Consider the following 18,740-nt stretch of genomic DNA (forward strand, 5'->3'; position numbering starts at 1 on the left):
ATCACACGGCTTCGGGCAGCTCCGCCTCGAAGTGTGCCTGTGCGCGATCAAGGGCCCCGTCCGGATCACAGCCATGGGCCCGGAGCCAGTGGAGGAGGTCCGCGATCACGTCGATGGCGACCTCCTCCGCGTGCGCCACGGTCAACGGCACCCGATGGGCATCCTTGTCCCGCGCGGACAGCCCGAGAAGCCCGAGCAGCGCCTCTGCCCTGGCCACTTCGGGCCCGTCCACATGGTCGACCGACGACCGCAGACCTGTGGCCAGTTCGCACCAGGTGACTTTCGAATCAGCCCGAAGGACAACACCCCAGCGATCGGCGAGCGCGTCCACAAGAACCAGTCCACGCCCGTGTTCCTCCCCGTCCGCCCTCGTGACGAGGACGGGGACACTCCGCGCATCCGGGTCGCTCACCTCGATACGCAGGCGGCTGCCGCTCATGGACACGGCGAGGCGAGTGGGCGTGCCGCATCCCACGTGCTTGATAACGTTCGCCACCAACTCCGAGGTGCAGAGCTGGGCATCCGCGACGGCACCGGCCAGACCCCAGAGACCCAGCCGATACCTGACCGCGTTCCTCAGCCCTGCCAACTCCGTGGGCTCCGCCAGGAAAGGCATCTCCCACGCCTTGCGCAACACACCGAAGCAACAGCCGTCCACGTCCATCACCACTCTCGATCAACTCGGTTCACCAGCAGTGACCGTCCGCAAGAGAACAGTGTCAGTGAAACTCTCATTGTGGAACTCTCATCCAACCTCCTCGGAAGCACTCCTCGTGCCGCACGCCCCCAGCGCGCGCCGGCTTGCCCGGACAACGATCAGCCGTGCACGCTCTGAAGCGTCGACGTGAGGAACCACAGCCATGACAGTCGGACCCACCACCCGCAGGCGCCAACTCGGCGCGGACCTGCGCCGCCTGCGTGAGCGCAAGGGCCTCACCCTGGAGGAGGCCGGGGCCTTGGTCGGCATCTCCAAAGCGACCCTGAGTCGCTACGAGAGGAAGGAGGGCGCGGTCAAATGGCCGGCCGTGGACGCGCTGTGCCGCGAGTACGGCACCACGGACGAGGAGCGCCGCTCACTCGTCGAGCTGGCCAAGGGCGCACGGATCCAGGGCTGGTGGCGTTCGCTCGCGGACCCCGTCCCCGAGTCCATGAACCTCATGCTGACCCTGGAGGACGAGGTGGTCAGCGAGGACCACTACGCCTGTATGTACGTCCCCGGGCTGCTCCAGACACGTGCCTACGCCGAAGCCGTGCACCGTGCGTCCGAAATACGGTGCACGGACGAGGAGATCCGGCACATGGTGGACATCCGCATGAAGCGGCAGGAGCTGCTCGAACGGTCTGAGCCTCCCCACCTCTGGGCGGTGGTCGACGAAGCGGTGATCCGCCGCGCCGTGGGTGGCCGCGACACCATGCGCGCGCAGTTGCACCACCTTCTCGAACAGACCCGACGCCCCCACGTCACCGTGCAGATCCTGCCCTTCGAGGCGGGTGCACACGCGGCGGCCGTGGGCAGCTTCGTCGTGCTCGGCGGTCCGGCGCCCGAACTCGATGTCGTGTACGTGGACATCATCGGGGGCGGTCTCTTCATGGAGAAGCCCGCAGAACTGGAACGCTATAAGTTGGCGTTCGAGTACCTGCGCGCGCAGGCTCTGGACATCGAGCGGTCTGCCGCGCTCCTGAGTCACGTAAGCGGGGAGTTCTGATGGTTCACGGCGTCGGTCGGTGGTTCAAGTCCACGTACAGCGGGGGCAGCGGCACGGAGTGTGTGGAAGTCGCCGACCTGTCCACGACCGTGGGAGTACGCGACTCGAAGAGGCCCGTGGGCCCCCGCATATTCGTCTCCCGCGCGGCCTGGGCCGGGTTCGTCGCCGGCATGGGGATGCGGAGGCCGTAGTCCGGCGAGAGGTTGCGCCTGTCCGCGCATTCCTACGGAATCGTCGGCCCATGCCCGGAGGTCTTCCGCGGTGGGAAGCTGGCGTCCGTTCTCCAGCTTGCTCACTTTGCTCTGCGCCCAGCCGAGAGAGGAACTCAGGGCTGTACCGGTGAGAGGACCGTGAGGGCACTCCGCTCGGAGAGTCCGGAGTCGTCGACCAAAATGCTCACGAGCCTTCTGAGAAGAAGTGCTCACCGGTACGCGTCTGCTCCTACTCGCTCTCCCCCAGCTTCGCCGCGAACTCTTCGTAGGGCACCGCGTGGTGCCATGCCGCTCCACGGATGACGGAGCACTGGACGATTTCGGCCGGCTCAGTGATCAACTCGACGTCCACGAGCTGGTCGTCGTCGTTGAAGCGCAGCTTCGCCGCAAGCCGGCTGTCGAACAACCAGAAATCCTCGGCCGGGAGTTGGAGACGATCGGCATCCGCTCGCCATAGGTTTCGGATGTCCTCCCCCAGACCGCTGTTCCGCTTCGCGTTGTTCAGGAGGTAAAGCTGCCCTGGGGTCGGCGGCTGATCAACGATCCGCACCCGTTCGACACGCTTGCCCTGCTCCGTCTGGGAACGGATCAGCTCGCAGTACGGGTCCTCCACGGGCCAGTCGACACGGCCGGTCTCGACGAACTGGCGGTAGGTGTGCGTGGCTTCGTCACTGGCGAAGCGTCGCAGGGTCTCCAACCGCCAGGCCGAGTGGCTGAACGTACGGAACAGCCCGTCGAACTCGTCCAGGCCAATAGTCCGATCCTGCCGGGTCGCGCCCTTCGGTGCCCAGTCGCCCACCAGTTCATGCGGTACGACCACCGTCACCTCCCTATCCCTTCATCCCCGCCACCTCCCTATCCCTTCATCCCCGCCACCTGCCGCGACCTCACCTGGAGCTCGCGCGCAGCCCGGATCTTGCCGTACGGCGCGATGCGCTTGCGCATGGTGGTGAAGTGCTCGTCACCGCGCGCCGAGGAAAGCCCCACGTAGTCGTCGAGGAAGGTGCCCCACGTGGTGCAGGCCTCCTCGATATGGCCGAACTCGAACTGCCGTTGAGCCATCACCGCGTTGGCGTGGAGTCGCCCTTGCCTCTCCTGCTTGGGCTGCGCGCGGAGTGAGGTCTTCAGTGCTGCGATGGAGCCCGGCAGGTCACGTGTCTCGTACAGAACGTGGGCCACGTGGAACTGGTACGCGGCCTGGTCGTATCCTCCGATCGACTCCCGCCTGGAATCAGCTTTGGAGAGAGCGGACTCCGCCTCGCGCAACCTCTCAAAGGCGGCGCGGCGGTCTCCGACCATCGAGGAGGCGTGAGCCTGCTGTCCGCGGAGGAAGGCCACCAAGCGAGGCCCCGCGTCCGGTGCCGCCTCAGCTGCCGAGTCGGCGAGCTCCAGGGCCCGCTGGCCGTACCGCAGATTGGATGCCTGGAGGCTCATGCCGCGCAAGGTACGGCAGTACGTCACGTGGTCGGATGCTTCCTGCGCGAGGTGCAACGCCTTCACGTAATACTGCTGGCCGAGCCCGTGAGCCCGCTCGTACATGGCCATCCAGCCGGTGAGGTAGGTCAGGTCGGACGCGGCGGAGAGCATGTCTCGTCGAACCGGTCCCGTAGCGGAAGCGCGCAGATACGGCGCGACGGTGTTGACGAGAAACGCAGCGGCCATCGGACGAGCGTGTCCGGCGCCGAGCTCGTCGAGAATGTCCGCGATCCGGTCCGTCATCGTGCGGACGGTCGCCACCTCTGCCGCACCGATGCGTCCGGTCGGCCGGACCGTGCGCTCCCGTTCCTCGGCATGCGCCTCACCTGCGAAGAGAGGGACGGCAAGAGCAGCCGAGTACAGGCTTGCTGCGATCACGCCGCGCCGCGAGGGGTCCATGTCAGCCCTTCCGAGATCCAAGAGGGAGTCAGCGGTGCCTATGGAGTCCTCTGACTGGCCCTTCGGCGAGCGCAGTCCTGCTTCGATATAGGTCACCGGACGGCCGAGCTTCCGTTCGAGCACTTCGACGATCACTGGCCGGACCTGCGCTCGCGGCTGCGTCCCGCTCAGCCAGTGCGAAACGGCGGACTGGTCGTACTTCAACGCCAGGCCCGCTTCTCCGGCCGTGCGGTTCACGGCGTTCGCAAGCTGCGTCCGGGACCATCCAGCCTGTTCAAGAAGGTTCTCAAGGCCTGAGTTGCGGTCGCTCCCAGGTGGCACGGGCACACCAACTCCCCGGAGATTCATGGCTTTCACGGTTGCGCCTGTCTCCAACGGTACCGGGATGAGCACGGCGCGCAGTTATCTCTACACGGAACGCGATCGAAAGCGGCCATGAGCGGAGATGCCTGGTGACCTACGTAATGAAGACAAGCAGCGCCCCTGACGCAGGCCGTCCCAAGGCAGTAGCGGCAGGTGAGGAGGCGGATCCGGAACGCGTGGTACAGCGCGTACTCGCCCTCCGGCTCGGTACGACCACCCGGACCGAGCTTGATGACGCGACAGTTTCCTTGCGCGCACGGGTGGCAGCCCTCGCCGGCGATCTGGTGGGGGCGGAGGGCATGAGTGGGGCCGGCCGTGGCTTCCTCCTGGAAGCCGCCCACCTCCTCGACAATCCTCCGTCCCCGGAAGCTCTGTCACATGAGGTCCACTCCCACGTCCGAGCACTTGCCCGGGTGCTCAGGAAGCTCGTCGCCATGGACACGGCGGGCCACGCAGTGGATGCGGTCCCGGCCCGCCCGGCCCTTCCCGTACGGCCGGTTCCGGGGCGAGGGCGAGGCACGGGGCGGTGAGCGAGCGAGCCCGGCAGATCGCCTACGTCGTCTGCCTTGCCGCTATCGGCTCGTCGATCGTGGCGGCGGTGTGGTTCGAGCGGTGACGCCGTTGGCAAAGGCGCGAGCAGGCCCATTGCGTAGGGGCCACAGACTCCCGCCCGGCTGTCTCCATGGACGGTCGGCAGCCGGGCGGGGCCAGGAGCACGACGGTGCGGAGACCGAATCTCCGCGACATCAGCACCGAAAGGGACTCTCCCATGAACGGAAACCTCTACGCACTGCCGATCCCGCCGACCGCCACCTTCGCCGACTTCTGCGGCGGCAACGCCGGAGGCTCCAACGAGACCTGCGTGAGCCTCGCCGCGATCCCCGGCGCGGAGGCCTCGTTCGTCATCCGTGACAGCAAGCCCGAGGGCGCGGGCAAGGAGCTGCGCTTCACCGAGGCCGAGCTCGACGACTTCGCCACCGGGTGGGTCAGGACGAGGGGTCTGACGCTCTAACCTGGCTCCCTTCCTGAGCACGAAGCACCACGCAGTGGGCCGGACCGGACATGCTCCGGGCCGGCCCGTCTCCCCTAGCGAAGGACGCAGATGACCTGGTCAGGGCACTGGCACGGATACGGTCCGTGGACCGGCAGCAGGGACGCGTACGGCCAGGAGGCCCTACGCCGTCCGGGTGCAGAACTGAACTCCGAACACACCCGCGCGTTCGTCGCTTCGACGCTGCCACCCCTCATGACCGGGCACTGGCTCATGAGGCAGAACCAGAGCGCGGTGGAGCGCACCTGGACCCGTGCGGTGGGTGCCGTCACGTGGCTGAAGAGCACATACGAGGCAAATCCGCCTGCGGACAGGGACGATGGCGGCCGCGCCTACGTCACCCTCGAACACAAGGTCGCGTACGCGATGGACGCCCTTCCCCGAGGGATCGACGTCTGCTGGGTGCACTACACCAAGTCCCAGAGCCTGATCTCCTTCTCGGTGGTGTGCTGCCTCAACCACCACCATCCCGCCCTCCCGTGCCCCCTCCCGCCCTCCTGACCCGTTTCCATTTCTGTGGCCCCGGGGTCCGGTTGCAGTAACGGCTGATCCAGTCTGATGAGTTCAGTTGATGGCCGGGGTGAGCCGACCTCGAAGGCGATCTGGAAGGCGTTCAGCGGGGCCTCCCAGCGCATCGTCCACTTCGTACGGGCCACCGCGTTCCGCGAGGACGCCTTCAAGATCCATGCCGGTCACGGCCCGGAGAACATGGCGGCCCTGCGCAGATTCGCCATCAAGCAGTTCCGCGCCGCCGGCCGCACCAACATCGCAGCCCGCCTCCGCACGACAGCTATCCGTCCCTACGAGCGTCAGCTGGACATCCTCGGACTCGACTGATCTGCACCGACCAGCGATCAACGGACTTTGCATTCGCCCGCCTCCAGACCGACTGAGCCTTCAGGACGTGGATCCAGACTCAGGGCGGAAGCACGCTGATTGAACGGTGACCTCAAGTTGGGCCGGATCGTCACTCTTCCTGCCATGGAAACGGGCATCGACGGAGTACTGCCCATCGGCCGAGTCGGCGACAATTTGCGGGCTTTTTGCCCGACTGTCATCTGGGCCGTCTTTCACGACCTTCCAGCCATTCTTCGGCAGCTGGCTTCGCAACCTATCCATTGCTTCTTCCAGATCCTTGGCAGGAGGCCCGTAGACGCCCCATGGGTGGTGCGCCCGATACGTCCCTCCCTCACACGGAGAGACCATGGCACCCGCTTCGGTCATCTTCGCCTTGAGCGAAAGGATCTCCAGGATCGAGCTCGAAACCTTCTCGACCTCATCCTGCATCTCGGAACTGGCACGCACCGGAGCGTCGGCACTATTTTCGTTCATCCCAGAACACCCCGAAATTAGCGAGCAAAAGAGGACTACGCAGGCTGCAGTCTTGCGCATCTTGCTAGTCATGCTGGACTCGTTCATATTTTCCCGCAATCACGGCTGCTTGATTTCTGAGGCTGGTTGATTCAGGATCCCAGAACCCGCTGTGACCACCCGAGTCGCTCTTCATGATGTTCCCGCCGAAGCGTTCATCGGTAGGGATCGTCAGACTGTCGCCAAGTCCGACCAAGCGGCCGCCCTGACGGACGCCTTGGTCGTCCCAGGGGCCGCCCATTGCCCACACGTGCTTCGCGCCGATTCCCAGGTCCGCCGCATGGTCGGCCTGCATGCCGGGGCTGCCGACAGCGATCACGTCATCAGCGATGCGTGGGGTCGGTCCGAGTTCTCCGACCGGCCCGATGTCGGACTGGGCGGCAACGCCGACAACGGTGGTTCCGTAGCTGTGCCCAATGAGCGTCGTGTGGCCCGGGTTTCCGGGGTTGGTTTCATCATGTGCGGCCATGTTCCCTTCCATGAAGCCGCGCAGCGTCGGGCCGGCATCTTCTGCGTACGAACCGCGAGTGGCTTCGCCGAGAACCTTGTCGGGAGCGTCGTAGTCGAGCCACGTGATAGTGGAAATGCTCTTACCTGGAGCCATCCTTCCACTTTCCGCCCACAACCTCTCACTTCTACCCAAGTCGCCCAAGTCGGCGCCCTCACCGATCTTCTCGATGTTGGCTTTGGTCCCCGGCACATATACGGCCGTATGATCTGCCGTGTCGGGATTCCCGTTCGCCAGGATGATTCTTCCGTCAGAGTGACCTACAGGGTCGTAGCCAAGCAGGTACGCCTCTGGGAGGCCGCGCACGCCGGTCCGATCGAAGCGGTCTTGGATCTGGTCCATCCCCTTGAGGTAACCCTCTAGCTCCTTTTTCCTGTCGCTGTACTTGTCATCCCACTCAACGTACTCGTCGGTGTAGACCCTGACCGGACCTCTGGCGGTGTGGATGTACGTGTACTTCGTTGGCGCCGCAGGGATCGCCTTCAGGGCCTGTTCATACTCACCGCGCTTTTCCGCCAGCACCATTCGGTTGGCCTCGTCACGCGTCACGGCGGGCAGGCCGTCCAGGGCTCCGACCGAGGCGGCGTTCAAGGCGAGGTGGGCCGACTGCTCGTCGGCGTTGAGGCCCTTCCACCAGGCCGCGTTGTCCTTCGGGGTGCCGTCCTTCGGGGGTTCCGGCAGGGAGTCGAGATAGGCTTTGCCCGCCTCGCGGACGCCGCCCGTGTCGGACTGCGCGTCCGCCCAGTCCCGGTGGGAGACCGTCAAGTCGTCGTCGGCCTTCAGCGCGCGCAGTTTCGGCGCCCACTTCGTGTCCGCGTCCGTGGCTTCTTCCAGAGCGTCGGCGATGCGGTTCGCGTAGGCCATCGCCCGGCCGTAGTACGGGTTCGGGTGGATGTTGATCGCCTGGCGTTCCAGCGCGTCGGACGTCGAGCCGCCTCCCGCGCTCCCCGTCACCGTGCCGCCGTCCGCCGTCTTCTCGTCGCCGGGCTTGCTGCCCGCCGGGTAGGAGACGGAGCCGTTCGCATTCACCGTGCAGCCGCCGGCTCGGGCGTCCTCCATGGCCGCCTCCAGCTTGCGCTTGGCCACCGCGATGTCGAAGGCGAAGCCATTCAGCGCGGTGCTCACCAGGCCGCATTCGGTCTGCGTGTAGTGGAAGTTCTTCGAGAGGCTCTTGAGTTCCTCGACTGCGGCCTTCGCCGCCTCGCCCTCCAACTGGTCGCGGAGCTCCACGCTGATCCGGTTGTCGATCGCATCCTTGGCCTCGGAGGCCATGTCACCAGTTGCCCGATAGCCGTCCGCGGCCTCTTCGTACTCCGACGGCTTGAAGGATGTGAGCGTCGCAAGGTCCATGACCGGGCTCACTTCTCCTTCGCCTGGCCGCCGACGGGCTCGGTGTCCTCGTATTTCACCTTGAGCTTCTCCAGCTCCGCCTCGGCCTGCGCATCGGACTTCGACAGGTCGTGGCCCGCTGCCCGCAGAAGTCCGCCCAACGCCTCACAGCGTCCGCTCACATCGCTCACGTACTTCTTCCAGGAGTCGTAGAGCTCCTTCTGTGCCGCCGCGCTCTGCGACCCGGCGGTGTCCCCCAGCCCCGTCTGACCATCGGCCAGCTTCGTCAGCGCCTTGCCGACGCCGCTCTTGAGACCGGTGACTCCCTCACCTGCCTTCACCCACGTCTTCCTGTTCGACTTCAGATCGCCCGAAGTCGCACCGGCCGTGGTTCCGCCCTCCGACGGGGCCTGGTTCAGCTGCGTCTGCGCCGACCCGTTCGCCGCGACGTCGGTTTTGATTTGCTCCCATTCGTCCCATGCCATCGAAAGATTCTCCCCGTTGCCCCGTTGTCCCTAAAAATTCCCGTACCCCCTGGTCCCGTTCCCGGGCGCCTCGGGTTGAGCCGACATGATCTCCGGCTTCCGACGCCCGAGCCAAACGCGACGGTCGCGCAGCGTCCATTTCCAGCAACCATCCGCTCGTCTCGTCTCGTCAGCCCTAACACATCGCCCAGGTCACTGTCGGAGATCGGAACCTGATCTCTCCGGCCGCTCGTCCTCTGGGACAGGGCCGAGCAGACAGGTGGACATGATGGAGCGGGCAGAGAGCGCAGCGGCCTCGGTGCCAGGGCAGGGTGTCCCCGGCACGGGAGGCGGCCGGCGGGGACGCGTCCTCGTCGGGTTCGCCGTGGTGCTGGCCGGGGTGATGGCCTTTCACCGGGGTGTGCCCAATGCCGTCGGGCGGGTCGGGAGTCTGTTGGAGTCCTTCCTGCCGTGGGTGGGCGTCCTCGTTGTCGTGCTGTTGATCGCCGCCCTCGTACGGCGCTCCGCCGTCGCGCTGGTGGCGGTGCTGCTGCCCGTGGGGGTCTGGGTGCATCTCTTCGGTGGGTTGCTGCTGCCCGGTGCGGAAGGCGGTGGGCGGGAGCTCGTCGTCGTGCAGCACAACGTCAGCGATGAGAACCGTGATCCGGCGGCGACCGCCCGGGCGCTGATCGAGGCCGGGGCCGATCTCGTCGCGCTGGAGGAGCTGGTGGTTCCGCAGCTGTCCGTGTACGAGAACGCTCTCGCCGCTGACTATCCGCATCATGTCGTCCGGGGCACCGTCGGGCTCTGGTCCAAGTACCCGCTCAGCGGGGAGCGGGTCGTCGACATCAAGCCGCCGAGCATCGCGGAAGGGTGGAGCCGTGGTCTGCGTGCCGTCGTCGATTCGCCGTACGGGGACATCGCGGCGTACGTCGCCCATCTGCCCTCTGTCCGGGTCGGGGCGGGTGGGCTCGCGTCCGACCGGAGAGACGCGAGTGCCGAGCTGCTCGGGCGGGCCATCGCCGCCGAGGCCGTCGACACGGTGATTCTGCTCGGGGATCTCAACGGGGCCGTGGAGGACCGGGGGCTGGCGCCTCTCACCTCACGCCTGAACGTGGCCGAGCGGGGCTTCGCCTTCAGCTTCCCCGCCTTCCTCCCGCTGGCCCGGATCGATCAGGTCATGGCCCGCTCCGCCACCGTAGGCCACATCCGCACCCTGCCCGCCACCGGCAGCGACCATCTGCCCGTCGCCGCCCGCGTCGTCCTGGGGTAGGTGCGCGGCTCGGAGCGCGTCCGCCTTCCGTACCGCCTCGACGCGTTGCCTCCAGGTCATGTCCTCGGGGAAGTCGTACGTGTCCGTGTCGACCATCCAGCTGGCATACGCCGCCGCCCTGCGGCAGTCCACGCACAACGTCTCGTCGCCCACCGGGCGGAAGACGTGCTCCTCCCCCTCGCCCGCGCAGGCGATCAGCTCCCTGACGGGCGGTAGGGGCGGCGGAGCCGGCAGCGGGGTCACCGGGCATTTCTGGATCAGGCGGTGGCGCAGAAAGCCCACCGCCGAGCGCACCCCTTCCTCGGGCCTGGCGGCCAGGAGCGCGTGCCGTACATCTCCTTCCGACAAGCCGCCTTCCAGCCACTTCACCGCTTCCACCGCCAGCCCGCGCGCCTCCCCCACGCCCAGCAACAGGTCGCGGTATGTGTGGCGCAGCGACAGCAGCAGCCGTTCCGCCTGCGCGAGTCGGGAAGCGGGGTGGGGTGCCGGAGCGAGGTGGGATGCCGGGGCCGAATCAGCCACAGCGGGGTGGGGTTCTCGTGTCGGCTCTTGTGTCAGCTCCGGTTCCGGTGTCAGTTCCGGTTCCGGTGTCAGTTCCGGTTCCGGTTCCGGTTCCGGTGTCAGTTCCGGGTCCGGTTGCGCTCGCCGCTGCTCCGGCCGTTCCGCTTCGGAGGGTGGGTGGGGAGTGGTCTTATCACTGTGGTCTTCCTCCGGTTCATAGCCACCGGCCGTCCGGGAAGTCGGTCCACCGACCGTCGGATGCCGCTTACCCGGCGGCGGGGCGGCAGCCTCCACTTCCGGCGAGCGCCCGCCGTCCGGCGCCAGCGTCGCCCGTACGATCCTCGCCTCGGCGCTCGTCAGCGGGGTGTTCGTGAACAGTTGGTCCGTCGCCCAGCGTCCGCCGTCGCCCTGGGCCCGCCACTCGTGGACGTAACCGTGCTCCACCAGTTGTCTCTTGGCCAGTTGGTACGGGCGGCCCTTCATGTCCAGCTTCCGCGCCAGTTCGCCGAGCGGGCGGTCCGTGGCGGAGTCGGGGAGGCCCTGGACGTACAGGAGGAGGACTTTCGCATCGCTGTTCATCTGCCGGTCGCGTACGACCGTGTGCGGGGCTTTGGTCCAGCCCGAGGAGGGCGCGATAACATGACGCAGCATTTCTAGTGGGTTCCTGCCACTGGGGGTGTGAGGCCCTCGGATGGGTGTTGGTGCACCTCCGGGGGCCGCCCTATGCCCGCCTACGTGCGCGCACAGAGCGTGATGTCACCGTCACGCTACCGCACGGTTTCGTCCTGCTACGACGTACGCGAAAAGTGCGCCCCCGCTCACCACCCGGCTCACAACCTGACTACCACCGTGCGCCGTTGCCACAGTCGGCCGCTCTACAGATCCGTGAGCCACGCATGCCCCGGGTGTACGCGGGCGAGCAGCTCCGCCAGGGTCGCGCGCTGCGCCCCGGTCAGGTGCGGGACCGTCGCGTCGAAGTCCCTCTGGTCCTTCGGGCGGGTGTGCTTGGCCTTGAACAGGAGCACCAGTTCGGGCGCCAGATACGGGATGCCGTCCCGGGTGTGATGGATGATCTCGCTGTAGGGGAGCCGGATCTCCTCGTCGCGGCGGCAGATCCAGGTGTCGCCGTCGTGCGGTTCCCGGAACACGTCGAGCAAGTAGTTGCCGGTGGTCGGGTCGCGGAGCCATGTCTGGTGTACGGCGGCCAGTGCCTCCGGCGGGGCGTCCTCCCAGATCCGGCCGCTGCCCGCCGCGTCGAAGACGTATCCGGGGAAGCGGCTTCGGACCTCGGGAAAGCCTGCCTCCGGGATCGCGATCTCGATGTCTCCGTGAACGCGCGTCTGTCCACCCCGGAACAGGTCCAGCGCCCAGCCGGCCGCCACACACCAGGGCACGCTGACGCCAACCAGCCGCCGCGCGACCTCGTCCGGAGTCCAACTGGACGCCCACCTGGCGTCGAGGGCCTCGATCTCGTCGGGTGACAGTTCGGTGCCGCCGCTGGGCAGTTGGTCGCTCATCACAGGAAGCTATCAGTGGATTCGAACGCCTTGGTCGTGGCAGATGAAGGAGACCAGCGGGCCCTGGAGCCGTATGCCGCCGGCGGATCACGCACGCCGGGTAGCACACGAGTCGGCCCGCCGCCCGTGAGGGCAGTGAGCTGTGGCCGGAGCGGGCCCGGGTTGAGGTCAGCCGGTCAGGGAGGTCGGCATCGCGACGGGCAAGTTGCCTCTCGCGCCGGCCTCAGTAGCATCACCCTCCATGATTGCTCTGGTCGTCACCATCGCCCTGGCCTTCGTCGGGTACGTCGTGGCCTACCTGAACGGGCTGCGGCTCGCCCAGCGCCACGAGCGGCTCGCGCGCGTGAATCGGCAACTCAGCGACTTCTACGGACCGTTGTTCGCCATCACCGAGGCCAACAGCCGTGCCTTCGAGGCCTTCACCCAGCGCAATGTCCGCCCCGACGGGCGCTCTCCCTTCGATCATGAAGATCCGCCCACGGAAGAGGAACTCGCCGAGTGGCGGCTGTGGGTCACCATCGTCTTCCTGCCGAACATACGGGCCATGCGCGATCTCGTGGTCACCCACGCCGACCTGCTGCGCGAATCGGAGATGCCGCCGCTCCTGCTCAAGCTCTGCGCACACGTGTCCGGTTACGAGATCACGGCCGCCCGATGGGCACAGGAACGGTATGACCAGCACCTCTCCGTCGTGCCGTTCCCGAGCCAGGACCTCGCCGCCTACGCGCGGGACGGGTTCACCGCCCTGAAGGAGACACAGGCCCAGTTGCTGGGGCAACGGCGCACCAGGTGAGTTTCTGCGCCCGACTCCTCTGCCGCTGCGGCCTGTTACCCGTTCGCGCCCGAGCGGCGTCGGCGGTCCGTCAGGCTCGCCACCGCGTCGACCAGGCCTTCCCACGCCTGCCGCGTGTCGGCCGTGTCCGGGTGCGGCGCGCCGAAGATGTCGAGTGCGGCCGCCATGTCGTCCAAGGCCCACCGGAGTTCGTAGTACCCGAGCAGGGCCGGATCCGGGCGGTGGCCGGTGAGTTCGGCGTAGCGGTCCAGGTCCTCCGGGACGTCGGTGGCGAGCCAGAGGTCGCGCTCCGGCGGCGCGAGAGCGACGGTGTCCCAGTCGACCAGGAGGGTGCGCCCTCCGGGGTCCAGGACGTTGCCGGGGTGGGGTTCGCCGTGGGTGACCACGGTGGCGGCGGTCGACGCGTCGGACGCGAGCCGCGCCGTACCGCCGTCGAAGTGGTCCAACGTTGAACGCAGCGCTGTGTAGTTGGTGGTCAGCAGGTCCCCGCAGCGTTGGGCGTACGGGCCCGAATCCGCGCGGAAGCGTTGCGGGTCGGCCAGCGCCGCTTCGATCGCCGGGCGGCCCGGCAGCGCCGGGTCATGGACCGGGGTCGTCAACGGAGGCTTCCGCGTGTGTAGTTGAGCCAGGCGCTCTACCAGCCTCCGGCGCGCCTCGGGGTCCAGAACCTTCCCGAAGTGGCCGGTGGGCGCGTCCACGTACGGGAAGACGCTCACGGCGTACCGGTCGGTCAGGCGGAGCAGCGTCTCGCCACCGTCGGTGCGCAGTGGTGCCACCAACGCCGGCTCGTCGAAAGCGGATTCGAGCGTCGTCGCCGTGCTCATGGCGCGGCTCAGACCCGTCCACGCTTCGGCCGCGCCGGGTCCGCAGTGCGGCTTGTGCGCGAGGTCGGAGACCGTGACGAAGGTCCGCCGGCCTTCCTCGTCGGCCGCGACCCAATGGTGGTCGCCGAAGCCGACCGGGGCGTGGGTGAGCGTGACGGGCTCGACGCCCCAGGCCCCGAGGGTGGAGGCGAGGACGGTCACGTCGATATCGGTCGGGCTGTCCTTCATACGGGACACCGTAGTGGCCTTCCGTGAAGAGGACCGAGGCGATCGGGCTCCGCCCGCTTCCGTCGCCGTCCCCCGCCACCCCGCGACTTCTCCCCGCGCCCCTCCCAGGTGCTCCTCCCTGGCGCTCCTCCCTGGCGCTTCTCCCTGGCGCTTCTCGTGCGGTCTCTTCCTGCGGTCTCTCCCTGCGGCTTCTTCGTGCGGTTCTTCCTGCGGCGCATCCGGGGCGGCTCCTCCGCTGCGGCTTCTCCTTCGCATCCTTCCGAACACCCCACACGCTTTGTACACGCTCTCATCACGATTCCGCTTCTCTTCCGGCGTGCCCCTGATGTACGCCCGGGCGCGCTGCGAACATCGGCTGCTCCACAGCACAGAGTTCGGCCTTGGGGGCAACACATGCAGACGAGGAAGCAGTCACGGCGGCCCAGGCGCGGGTTCCTCCGCATACGGATATCGGCCGGAGCGGGCGCGCTCGCGCTGATCCTGACGGGGTGCGGGAGCGACGACGGGGAGGTCGCCACGTCGGTCGGTTCCTCGGCCTCCGTGGACCGGACGCTGGCGCTCATGGACGACGAGCAGGGCGTGGACGCGGGCGGCAGCCTGGACATGGACGTCCTCGACAACGACTCCGTCACCCTGGAGAACGGCGCCCGGACGGCACTGCTCCATGCCTACGACCCCGCCGAACTGACCCTGCGCATCGACAGCGAGCCCGCCCACGGTTCGGCTTCGGTGTCCGGGGCCACGGTCACGTACACCGCAGGGGACGGGTACGCCGGCAAGGACAAGCTCACGTACGAGGTCCTCGTGAAGGGCGCCGAGGTCCCCGCCGCCACCGCCGTCGTCCGCATCGCCGTCACCGCGGCCGGCCCTGAGCCGACATCGGCTTCCGCCTCGAACGCCTCGAACCCCGCGCCGAAGGCGACGGACCCGGCACCCGTCCACTACGAGAACTGCGACGCCGTCCGCGCCGCCGGGGCCGCTCCGGTCGAGGAGGGCGATCCCGGCTACGCATCCCATCTGGACCGCGACGGGGACGGCGTGGGGTGCGAGCCGTGGGGCGAGTCCGCGTCGTCCTCCGACGGGGACGGTACGAGTACGGGCGGTGGCGATGCCTCCTGAGCGAACCGCCCCGCCGTACGAAACGCGGGCGCCGCGCCCATACGGGCCCCATGCGGGCCGGGGACCCGGGCTACGGACGGCACGTGGACCGCGACGGGGACGGCGTCGGCTGCGAGCGAGCCGCGCGTCTCCGCCAGGCGGGGCGGGGCCGTGGGCGGGGCGGGGCCGCCGGAGAATCCGGCCGGGCGGGACACACGGCGCACGATCTTGTGCCGTGGAAGGGACAGTTCGGAGACGGCCGGTCGCCTGTCAGCGGTAGTCGTCGGGGTGGTCCTGCATCCAGGTGTTGACGCCGTCACGGACGCCGACGATCTCGGAGAAGTACTTCTCCAGATGCGCCTCGGACCGTTCGTCGCCCAGCTTGTCGAACAGGACCTTCATGTCGGCCAGCGGCTTCTTGAAGTGGCCAGGACCCTTGGCGTCCGCCCGCATCGACTCGTCCAGCTCGGTGAGCTCCTGGGTGACCCGGCCGAGGAAGTAGGCGCAGTCGCCCGCGCCCGGGGTGCAGGTGTCGTCGAGCGTCGCCTGGAGCGTCGCGAAGGCGTCGCGGACCAGCGCGGGGCCGGGCGCGGGCACGTCGGTGGGCTCCTCGGCGGCGGCCTCCCGCTCGGCCCGGTCCGCGCTCTCGGTGTCCTCCGCGATGCCCGCCCGGTCCGCCGCCGGGTCCGCGGACGCGGTCGGGACGTCCGCACCGGGCCCGCCCCCGCTCGATGCCTGGGTGCAGGACACCAGCGCCCCGGCCACGACCACGGCAAGTGCCGCTGTACGCAGCCCTGTTCGGACCGGACGGTGAGCGTCGGCACGGTCACCCGTACCGGTGGTCGTGCGGGCAGCGTTGCGGAACAGCATGAGACCCCCCTCGTGCGAAGGTTCCAGACCCTACACCGGGTCACAGCCGGGTATCACACGAGGAAGGTCACCATCTCCCCATACACCGCTGCCGAGTTGTCCAAGTGGGCGTCGTGGCCGGCGCCCGGGATCACGCCGATCCGTGTCCCGGGGCGCCGGGCCCGCATCCGGTCCGCCTCGTCCGGCTTCATCGTGCCGTTCTCACCCCGTACCACCAGCACCGGGCAGCGCACCTCGTCCCAGTCGTCCCAGTAGTGTCGCTGCGCGTTCTCCTGGACGGTGGCCACCATCACGTCCCGGTCAACCCGGGGGTGCAGACCGCCGGGGCCCGGCACGAGCCCCGCCGCCCAGGCCCGGCCCGCCGGCCCGCCGCCGAAGAACGCCTCGGCCGCTCCCGCGTCCGGGAACGGAACCGGCCACGAGTCGAGCCAGTCGCCTATCTGTTGCGGCAGTTGCGGACTCGGCCCCGTCGGGCCCGCCTCGATCAGGACCAGCGCGCGGCACACCTCCGGGTGGGCCGCCGCCGTCAGCAGCGCGGTGAGGCCGCCCATCGACTGGCCGACCAGCACCGTGTCCTCCCCCGCAAGACCGAACCGGTGCGCGACGGCGAGGACATCACGGACGTGCGCCGCCCGTGTCACGTCCCCGGGGCGGCGGGTACTCGCCCCGCTGCCCCGGGCGTCGAAGGCGACCACCCGGTGCGTGGCCGCGAACCGGGCCGCCAGCGCCTCCCACTCGCCGGAATGACCGGCCAGCCCGTGCAGCAGGAGCAGGGGTGGGCCCTCGCCACCGTGGTCGGTGCAGTGGAGACGCACGGGACCGGTCCCTCTCGCCGCCCCGTCCGCCCCGTCCGCCCCGTCCGCGCCGTCCGCCCCGTCCGCCCCGTCCGCCTCGACCGTCACTGTCGTCGTGACCGTTCCCACCCGACACTCCCGTCCCTGCGCGTCTCTTCCCCGTACTCGCGTGAAACCGGGTGCGTACCCGTACGACAGGACGAGTACGCACCCGGAGCGCGGCGTGTCCGGGCTCCTGCGGACCGCTCAGCGCGTCCCTGCTCCGGCGGGCCGCTCAGCGGCTCAGCCGCTCAGCGCATGCGACACCGTGTAGATCGCCAGGCCCGCCAGCGCGCCGACCACCGTGCCGTTGATCCGGATGAACTGGAGGTCGCGGCCGATGTGCGCCTCGATCTTCCTCGACGTCTGGTCCGCGTCCCAGCCGGCCACCGTCTCACTGATCAGCGAGGTGATCTCCGCGCGGTAGGTCGTCACGACGTACACCGCGGCGTCCTCCAGCCAGCCGTCCAGCTTGCCCTGGAGCCGTTCGTCGTTCGCCAGCCGCGCGCCCAGCGACATCAGCGAGGCGCGTGCCCGCAGCCGCAGTTCGCTGCGCTCGTCCTCCGCCGCCGAGAGGATCATCGTCCGTACGGACGCCCAGGCCGAGGCGATGACGTCCTGGACCTCGCCGCGCCCCAGGATCTCCGACTTCAGCCGCTCCACCCGGGCCCGCGTGTCGGCGTCGCTCTGGAGGTCGGACGCGAAGTCGGTCAGGAACGTGTCGATGGAGCCGCGCGCCGGGTGCTCCGGCATGTCCCGCATCTCCGTGACGAACCGCAGCAGTTCCTTGTAGACCCGCTCCCCCACCCGCTTGTCGACGAACCGCGGGGTCCAGCCGGGGGCTCCGCCCTGCACCGCGTTCATCACCGAGTCGCCGTGCTCCACCAGCCAGTCGTGCGCCCGTACGCAGACGAGGTCGACGACCTTGCGGTGGCCGCCGTCCGTGACGACCTTCTCCAGCATCTTGCCGAGGCCCGGGCCGACCTCGACCGCGTCCGCGCGCCGGGTGATGGCCTCGCCGACCACCGCCTGCACATCGGAATCCCGAAGAACCGTCAGCGCACCGCGCAGGGCCGTCGCCAGCTCGGCGGTGACCCTGTCCGCGTGGGCCGGCTCCGCAAGCCACACACCGAGCCTCCTGCCGACCCCCAGAGCGTGAATTCGGTCACGAATGACGTCTCCGGAGAGAAAGTTCTCGCCGACGAAGGAACCGAGTGACTGTCCCAGCTGATCCTTCTTGGTGGGGATGATGGCTGTGTGGGGAATGGGCAGGCCGAGCGGGCGCCGGAAGAGCGCCGTGACGGCGAACCAGTCCGCCAACGCGCCCACCATCCCCGCCTCGGCAGCCGCCGCGACGTAGCCCGGCCAGCCCCCCACGCCTGAGTTCTTCGCCCAGGTGGCCAGGACGTAGACGAGCGCGACGAGCAGAAGGAGGCCGGTGGCCGTGAGTTTCATGCGCCGTACGCCGCGCTGCTTCTCCTCGTCCGCGGCGGTGTACGCGAACGAGGCCAGCGGGCCCGCACCCGCCCTCGGCCCCTGTGCCCGATCGGCCGTACGCCGCGACGGTTCCTGTGCCCGATCGGCCGTACGCTGCGGCGCCTCCTGTACCCGATCGGCCGTACGCTGCGACGGCTCCTGTGCCCCCAGCGACCCGCGCTCGACCGGCTGCTTCCGCGACTGCTCCACCCAGCGCTCCGACTGCCCTGCCTCGCGATTCGACGGGTCCTGCGACTGCTCCGCCCCATGCTCCGACGGGTCCTGCGACTGCTCCGACTTCTGCACCGCGTCCTCGCCCTGCTCCTGCTCGCCGGATCCGGTCCGTTCCATCCGCTCCACCCGTCCGCGTGCGTCTCGCCCCCGTGACGTACGCATTGTCCTTACCTCCCCTACTCCCGGGCCGCACGTCGAGTTCCCGACGGCCTGT

19 protein-coding genes and 2 pseudogenes are annotated in these 18,740 nt (G+C 68.5%); 9 read left to right on the forward strand and 12 right to left on the reverse strand.

The genetic code is table 11. The annotated features are described in order from the left end of the window. Position 1: 1 nt before the first annotated feature. Entirely contained in the window at positions 2 to 664 is a 663-nt protein-coding gene (locus ACZ60Q_RS20715) for an ATP-binding protein (RefSeq protein WP_469636421.1), read from the reverse strand. A gap of 196 nt (positions 665 to 860) precedes the next feature. Here ACZ60Q_RS20715 and ACZ60Q_RS20720 point away from each other — a divergent pair, with 196 nt between their 5' ends. Together ACZ60Q_RS20720 and ACZ60Q_RS20725 are read left to right on the forward strand one after the other, a co-directional pair. After that, entirely contained in the window at positions 861 to 1,706 is an 846-nt protein-coding gene (locus ACZ60Q_RS20720; protein ID WP_469636424.1) for a helix-turn-helix domain-containing protein, read from the forward strand. Next, positions 1,706 to 1,897, forward strand: coding sequence for a DUF397 domain-containing protein (locus tag ACZ60Q_RS20725; RefSeq protein WP_469636427.1), 192 nt, complete (start codon positions 1,706 to 1,708; stop codon positions 1,895 to 1,897). Before ACZ60Q_RS20720 ends, ACZ60Q_RS20725 begins: the two co-directional genes overlap by 1 nt. A gap of 54 nt (positions 1,898 to 1,951) precedes the next feature. Here the strand turns inward: ACZ60Q_RS20725 and ACZ60Q_RS20730 are convergent. From ACZ60Q_RS20730 to ACZ60Q_RS20740, 3 genes and pseudogenes are all read right to left on the reverse strand, one after another. Then, positions 1,952 to 2,215: pseudogene (locus ACZ60Q_RS20730) on the reverse strand (helix-turn-helix domain-containing protein); the annotation flags it as partial. Next, positions 2,148 to 2,747, reverse strand: a pseudogene (locus ACZ60Q_RS20735) (DUF6879 family protein); the annotation flags it as partial. The pseudogenes ACZ60Q_RS20730 and ACZ60Q_RS20735, both read right to left, overlap by 68 nt. 26 nt (positions 2,748 to 2,773) lie before the next feature. Beyond that, positions 2,774 to 4,141: a hypothetical protein gene (locus ACZ60Q_RS20740; RefSeq protein WP_469636814.1), complete on the reverse strand. Its 1,368-nt coding sequence runs from the start codon at positions 4,139 to 4,141 to the stop codon at positions 2,774 to 2,776. A 784-nt stretch (positions 4,142 to 4,925) separates the two neighbouring features. Between ACZ60Q_RS20740 and ACZ60Q_RS20745 the strand changes: the two genes are divergently transcribed. The 3 genes from ACZ60Q_RS20745 (at position 4,926) to ACZ60Q_RS20755 (ending at position 6,044) form a co-directional block, all read left to right on the forward strand. Next, positions 4,926 to 5,168: a DUF397 domain-containing protein gene (locus ACZ60Q_RS20745; RefSeq protein WP_469636429.1), complete on the forward strand. Its 243-nt coding sequence runs from the start codon at positions 4,926 to 4,928 to the stop codon at positions 5,166 to 5,168. 90 nt (positions 5,169 to 5,258) lie between these two features. After that, positions 5,259 to 5,708 carry a hypothetical protein gene (locus tag ACZ60Q_RS20750; RefSeq protein ID WP_469636432.1) on the forward strand — a complete coding sequence of 150 codons (450 nt, stop codon included), beginning with the start codon at positions 5,259 to 5,261 and terminating at the stop codon, positions 5,706 to 5,708. 57 nt (positions 5,709 to 5,765) lie between these two features. After that, positions 5,766 to 6,044 (forward strand): hypothetical protein, encoded by a 279-nt coding sequence (locus ACZ60Q_RS20755; RefSeq protein ID WP_469636435.1) that lies wholly within the window; start codon positions 5,766 to 5,768, stop codon positions 6,042 to 6,044. Between the two features lie 60 nt (positions 6,045 to 6,104). Here the strand turns inward: ACZ60Q_RS20755 and ACZ60Q_RS20760 are convergent, their stop codons facing one another. From ACZ60Q_RS20760 to ACZ60Q_RS20770, 3 genes are read right to left on the reverse strand one after another with little or no spacing between them, the layout of a single operon-like run. Next, positions 6,105 to 6,611, reverse strand: a complete 507-nt coding sequence (locus tag ACZ60Q_RS20760) for a hypothetical protein (protein WP_469636438.1) — start codon at positions 6,609 to 6,611, stop codon at positions 6,105 to 6,107. After that, positions 6,604 to 8,436 carry an alpha/beta hydrolase gene (locus ACZ60Q_RS20765; protein WP_469636440.1) on the reverse strand — a complete coding sequence of 611 codons (1,833 nt, stop codon included), beginning with the start codon at positions 8,434 to 8,436 and terminating at the stop codon, positions 6,604 to 6,606. Before ACZ60Q_RS20765 ends, ACZ60Q_RS20760 begins: the two co-directional genes overlap by 8 nt. Positions 8,437 to 8,444: 8 nt before the next feature. Continuing rightward, entirely contained in the window at positions 8,445 to 8,900 is a 456-nt protein-coding gene (locus tag ACZ60Q_RS20770; protein WP_469636443.1) for a hypothetical protein, read from the reverse strand. 382 nt (positions 8,901 to 9,282) lie between these two features. Here ACZ60Q_RS20770 and ACZ60Q_RS20775 point away from each other — a divergent pair, with 382 nt between their 5' ends. Further along, a complete protein-coding gene (locus ACZ60Q_RS20775) occupies positions 9,283 to 10,152 on the forward strand; it encodes an endonuclease/exonuclease/phosphatase family protein (protein ID WP_469636816.1) in 870 nt (289 codons plus the stop codon). Between the two features lie 1,376 nt (positions 10,153 to 11,528). Here the strand turns inward: ACZ60Q_RS20775 and ACZ60Q_RS20780 are convergent. Continuing rightward, positions 11,529 to 12,170: a nucleotidyltransferase domain-containing protein gene (locus ACZ60Q_RS20780; RefSeq protein ID WP_469636446.1), complete on the reverse strand. Its 642-nt coding sequence runs from the start codon at positions 12,168 to 12,170 to the stop codon at positions 11,529 to 11,531. Between the two features lie 241 nt (positions 12,171 to 12,411). Between ACZ60Q_RS20780 and ACZ60Q_RS20785 the strand changes: the two genes are divergently transcribed. Then, positions 12,412 to 12,963, forward strand: a complete 552-nt coding sequence (locus tag ACZ60Q_RS20785) for a hypothetical protein (protein ID WP_469636448.1) — start codon at positions 12,412 to 12,414, stop codon at positions 12,961 to 12,963. Positions 12,964 to 12,998: 35 nt separating this feature from the next. On the opposite strand, the gene ACZ60Q_RS20790 is transcribed toward ACZ60Q_RS20785, so the two are convergent. Further along, a complete protein-coding gene (locus ACZ60Q_RS20790) occupies positions 12,999 to 14,015 on the reverse strand; it encodes a phosphotransferase (protein WP_469636451.1) in 1,017 nt (338 codons plus the stop codon). A gap of 393 nt (positions 14,016 to 14,408) precedes the next feature. On the opposite strand from ACZ60Q_RS20790, the gene ACZ60Q_RS20795 reads away from it, so the two are divergent. After that, a complete protein-coding gene (locus ACZ60Q_RS20795) occupies positions 14,409 to 15,134 on the forward strand; it encodes an excalibur calcium-binding domain-containing protein (RefSeq protein WP_469636454.1) in 726 nt (241 codons plus the stop codon). A gap of 50 nt (positions 15,135 to 15,184) precedes the next feature. Beyond that, positions 15,185 to 15,424, forward strand: coding sequence for an excalibur calcium-binding domain-containing protein (locus tag ACZ60Q_RS20800; RefSeq protein ID WP_469636456.1), 240 nt, complete (start codon positions 15,185 to 15,187; stop codon positions 15,422 to 15,424). On the opposite strand, the gene ACZ60Q_RS20805 is transcribed toward ACZ60Q_RS20800, so the two are convergent. The 3 genes from ACZ60Q_RS20805 to ACZ60Q_RS20815 form a co-directional block, all read right to left on the reverse strand. After that, the gene (locus ACZ60Q_RS20805) at positions 15,384 to 15,983 is read right to left on the reverse strand and encodes a hypothetical protein (RefSeq protein WP_469636459.1); all 600 of its coding nucleotides are present in this window, start codon (positions 15,981 to 15,983) and stop codon (positions 15,384 to 15,386) included. The genes ACZ60Q_RS20800 and ACZ60Q_RS20805 overlap by 41 nt on opposite strands. A 53-nt stretch (positions 15,984 to 16,036) precedes the next feature. Beyond that, entirely contained in the window at positions 16,037 to 16,906 is an 870-nt protein-coding gene (locus ACZ60Q_RS20810; protein ID WP_469636462.1) for an alpha/beta fold hydrolase, read from the reverse strand. A gap of 153 nt (positions 16,907 to 17,059) precedes the next feature. Next, complete coding sequence (locus ACZ60Q_RS20815; RefSeq protein WP_469636465.1) at positions 17,060 to 18,643, reverse strand: DUF445 domain-containing protein; 1,584 nt, start codon at positions 18,641 to 18,643, stop codon at positions 17,060 to 17,062. Positions 18,644 to 18,740: the final 97 nt, after the last annotated feature.

This window comes from Streptomyces sp. NPDC104313 (assembly GCF_055583985.1).

Excerpts from the sequence above, each read along its gene's own strand:
- ACZ60Q_RS20745 (WP_469636429.1), top strand. The coding sequence starts at position 4,926 with ATGAACGGAAACCTCTACGCACTGCCGATCCCGCCGACCGCCACCTTC.
- ACZ60Q_RS20815 (WP_469636465.1), bottom strand. The coding sequence starts at position 18,643 with ATGGAACGGACCGGATCCGGCGAGCAGGAGCAGGGCGAGGACGCGGTG.
- ACZ60Q_RS20750 (WP_469636432.1), top strand. The coding sequence starts at position 5,259 with ATGACCTGGTCAGGGCACTGGCACGGATACGGTCCGTGGACCGGCAGC.
- ACZ60Q_RS20805 (WP_469636459.1), bottom strand. The coding sequence starts at position 15,983 with ATGCTGTTCCGCAACGCTGCCCGCACGACCACCGGTACGGGTGACCGT.
- ACZ60Q_RS20780 (WP_469636446.1), bottom strand. The coding sequence starts at position 12,170 with ATGAGCGACCAACTGCCCAGCGGCGGCACCGAACTGTCACCCGACGAG.
- ACZ60Q_RS20720 (WP_469636424.1), top strand. The coding sequence starts at position 861 with ATGACAGTCGGACCCACCACCCGCAGGCGCCAACTCGGCGCGGACCTG.
- ACZ60Q_RS20795 (WP_469636454.1), top strand. The coding sequence starts at position 14,409 with ATGCAGACGAGGAAGCAGTCACGGCGGCCCAGGCGCGGGTTCCTCCGC.
- ACZ60Q_RS20785 (WP_469636448.1), top strand. The coding sequence starts at position 12,412 with ATGATTGCTCTGGTCGTCACCATCGCCCTGGCCTTCGTCGGGTACGTC.
- ACZ60Q_RS20800 (WP_469636456.1), top strand. The coding sequence starts at position 15,185 with ATGCGGGCCGGGGACCCGGGCTACGGACGGCACGTGGACCGCGACGGG.
- ACZ60Q_RS20715 (WP_469636421.1), bottom strand. The coding sequence starts at position 664 with ATGGACGTGGACGGCTGTTGCTTCGGTGTGTTGCGCAAGGCGTGGGAG.
- ACZ60Q_RS20775 (WP_469636816.1), top strand. The coding sequence starts at position 9,283 with ATGGCCTTTCACCGGGGTGTGCCCAATGCCGTCGGGCGGGTCGGGAGT.
- ACZ60Q_RS20765 (WP_469636440.1), bottom strand. The coding sequence starts at position 8,436 with ATGGACCTTGCGACGCTCACATCCTTCAAGCCGTCGGAGTACGAAGAG.
- ACZ60Q_RS20740 (WP_469636814.1), bottom strand. The coding sequence starts at position 4,141 with ATGAATCTCCGGGGAGTTGGTGTGCCCGTGCCACCTGGGAGCGACCGC.
- ACZ60Q_RS20760 (WP_469636438.1), bottom strand. The coding sequence starts at position 6,611 with ATGACTAGCAAGATGCGCAAGACTGCAGCCTGCGTAGTCCTCTTTTGC.
- ACZ60Q_RS20725 (WP_469636427.1), top strand. The coding sequence starts at position 1,706 with ATGGTTCACGGCGTCGGTCGGTGGTTCAAGTCCACGTACAGCGGGGGC.
- ACZ60Q_RS20770 (WP_469636443.1), bottom strand. The coding sequence starts at position 8,900 with ATGGCATGGGACGAATGGGAGCAAATCAAAACCGACGTCGCGGCGAAC.
- ACZ60Q_RS20790 (WP_469636451.1), bottom strand. The coding sequence starts at position 14,015 with ATGAAGGACAGCCCGACCGATATCGACGTGACCGTCCTCGCCTCCACC.
- ACZ60Q_RS20755 (WP_469636435.1), top strand. The coding sequence starts at position 5,766 with ATGAGTTCAGTTGATGGCCGGGGTGAGCCGACCTCGAAGGCGATCTGG.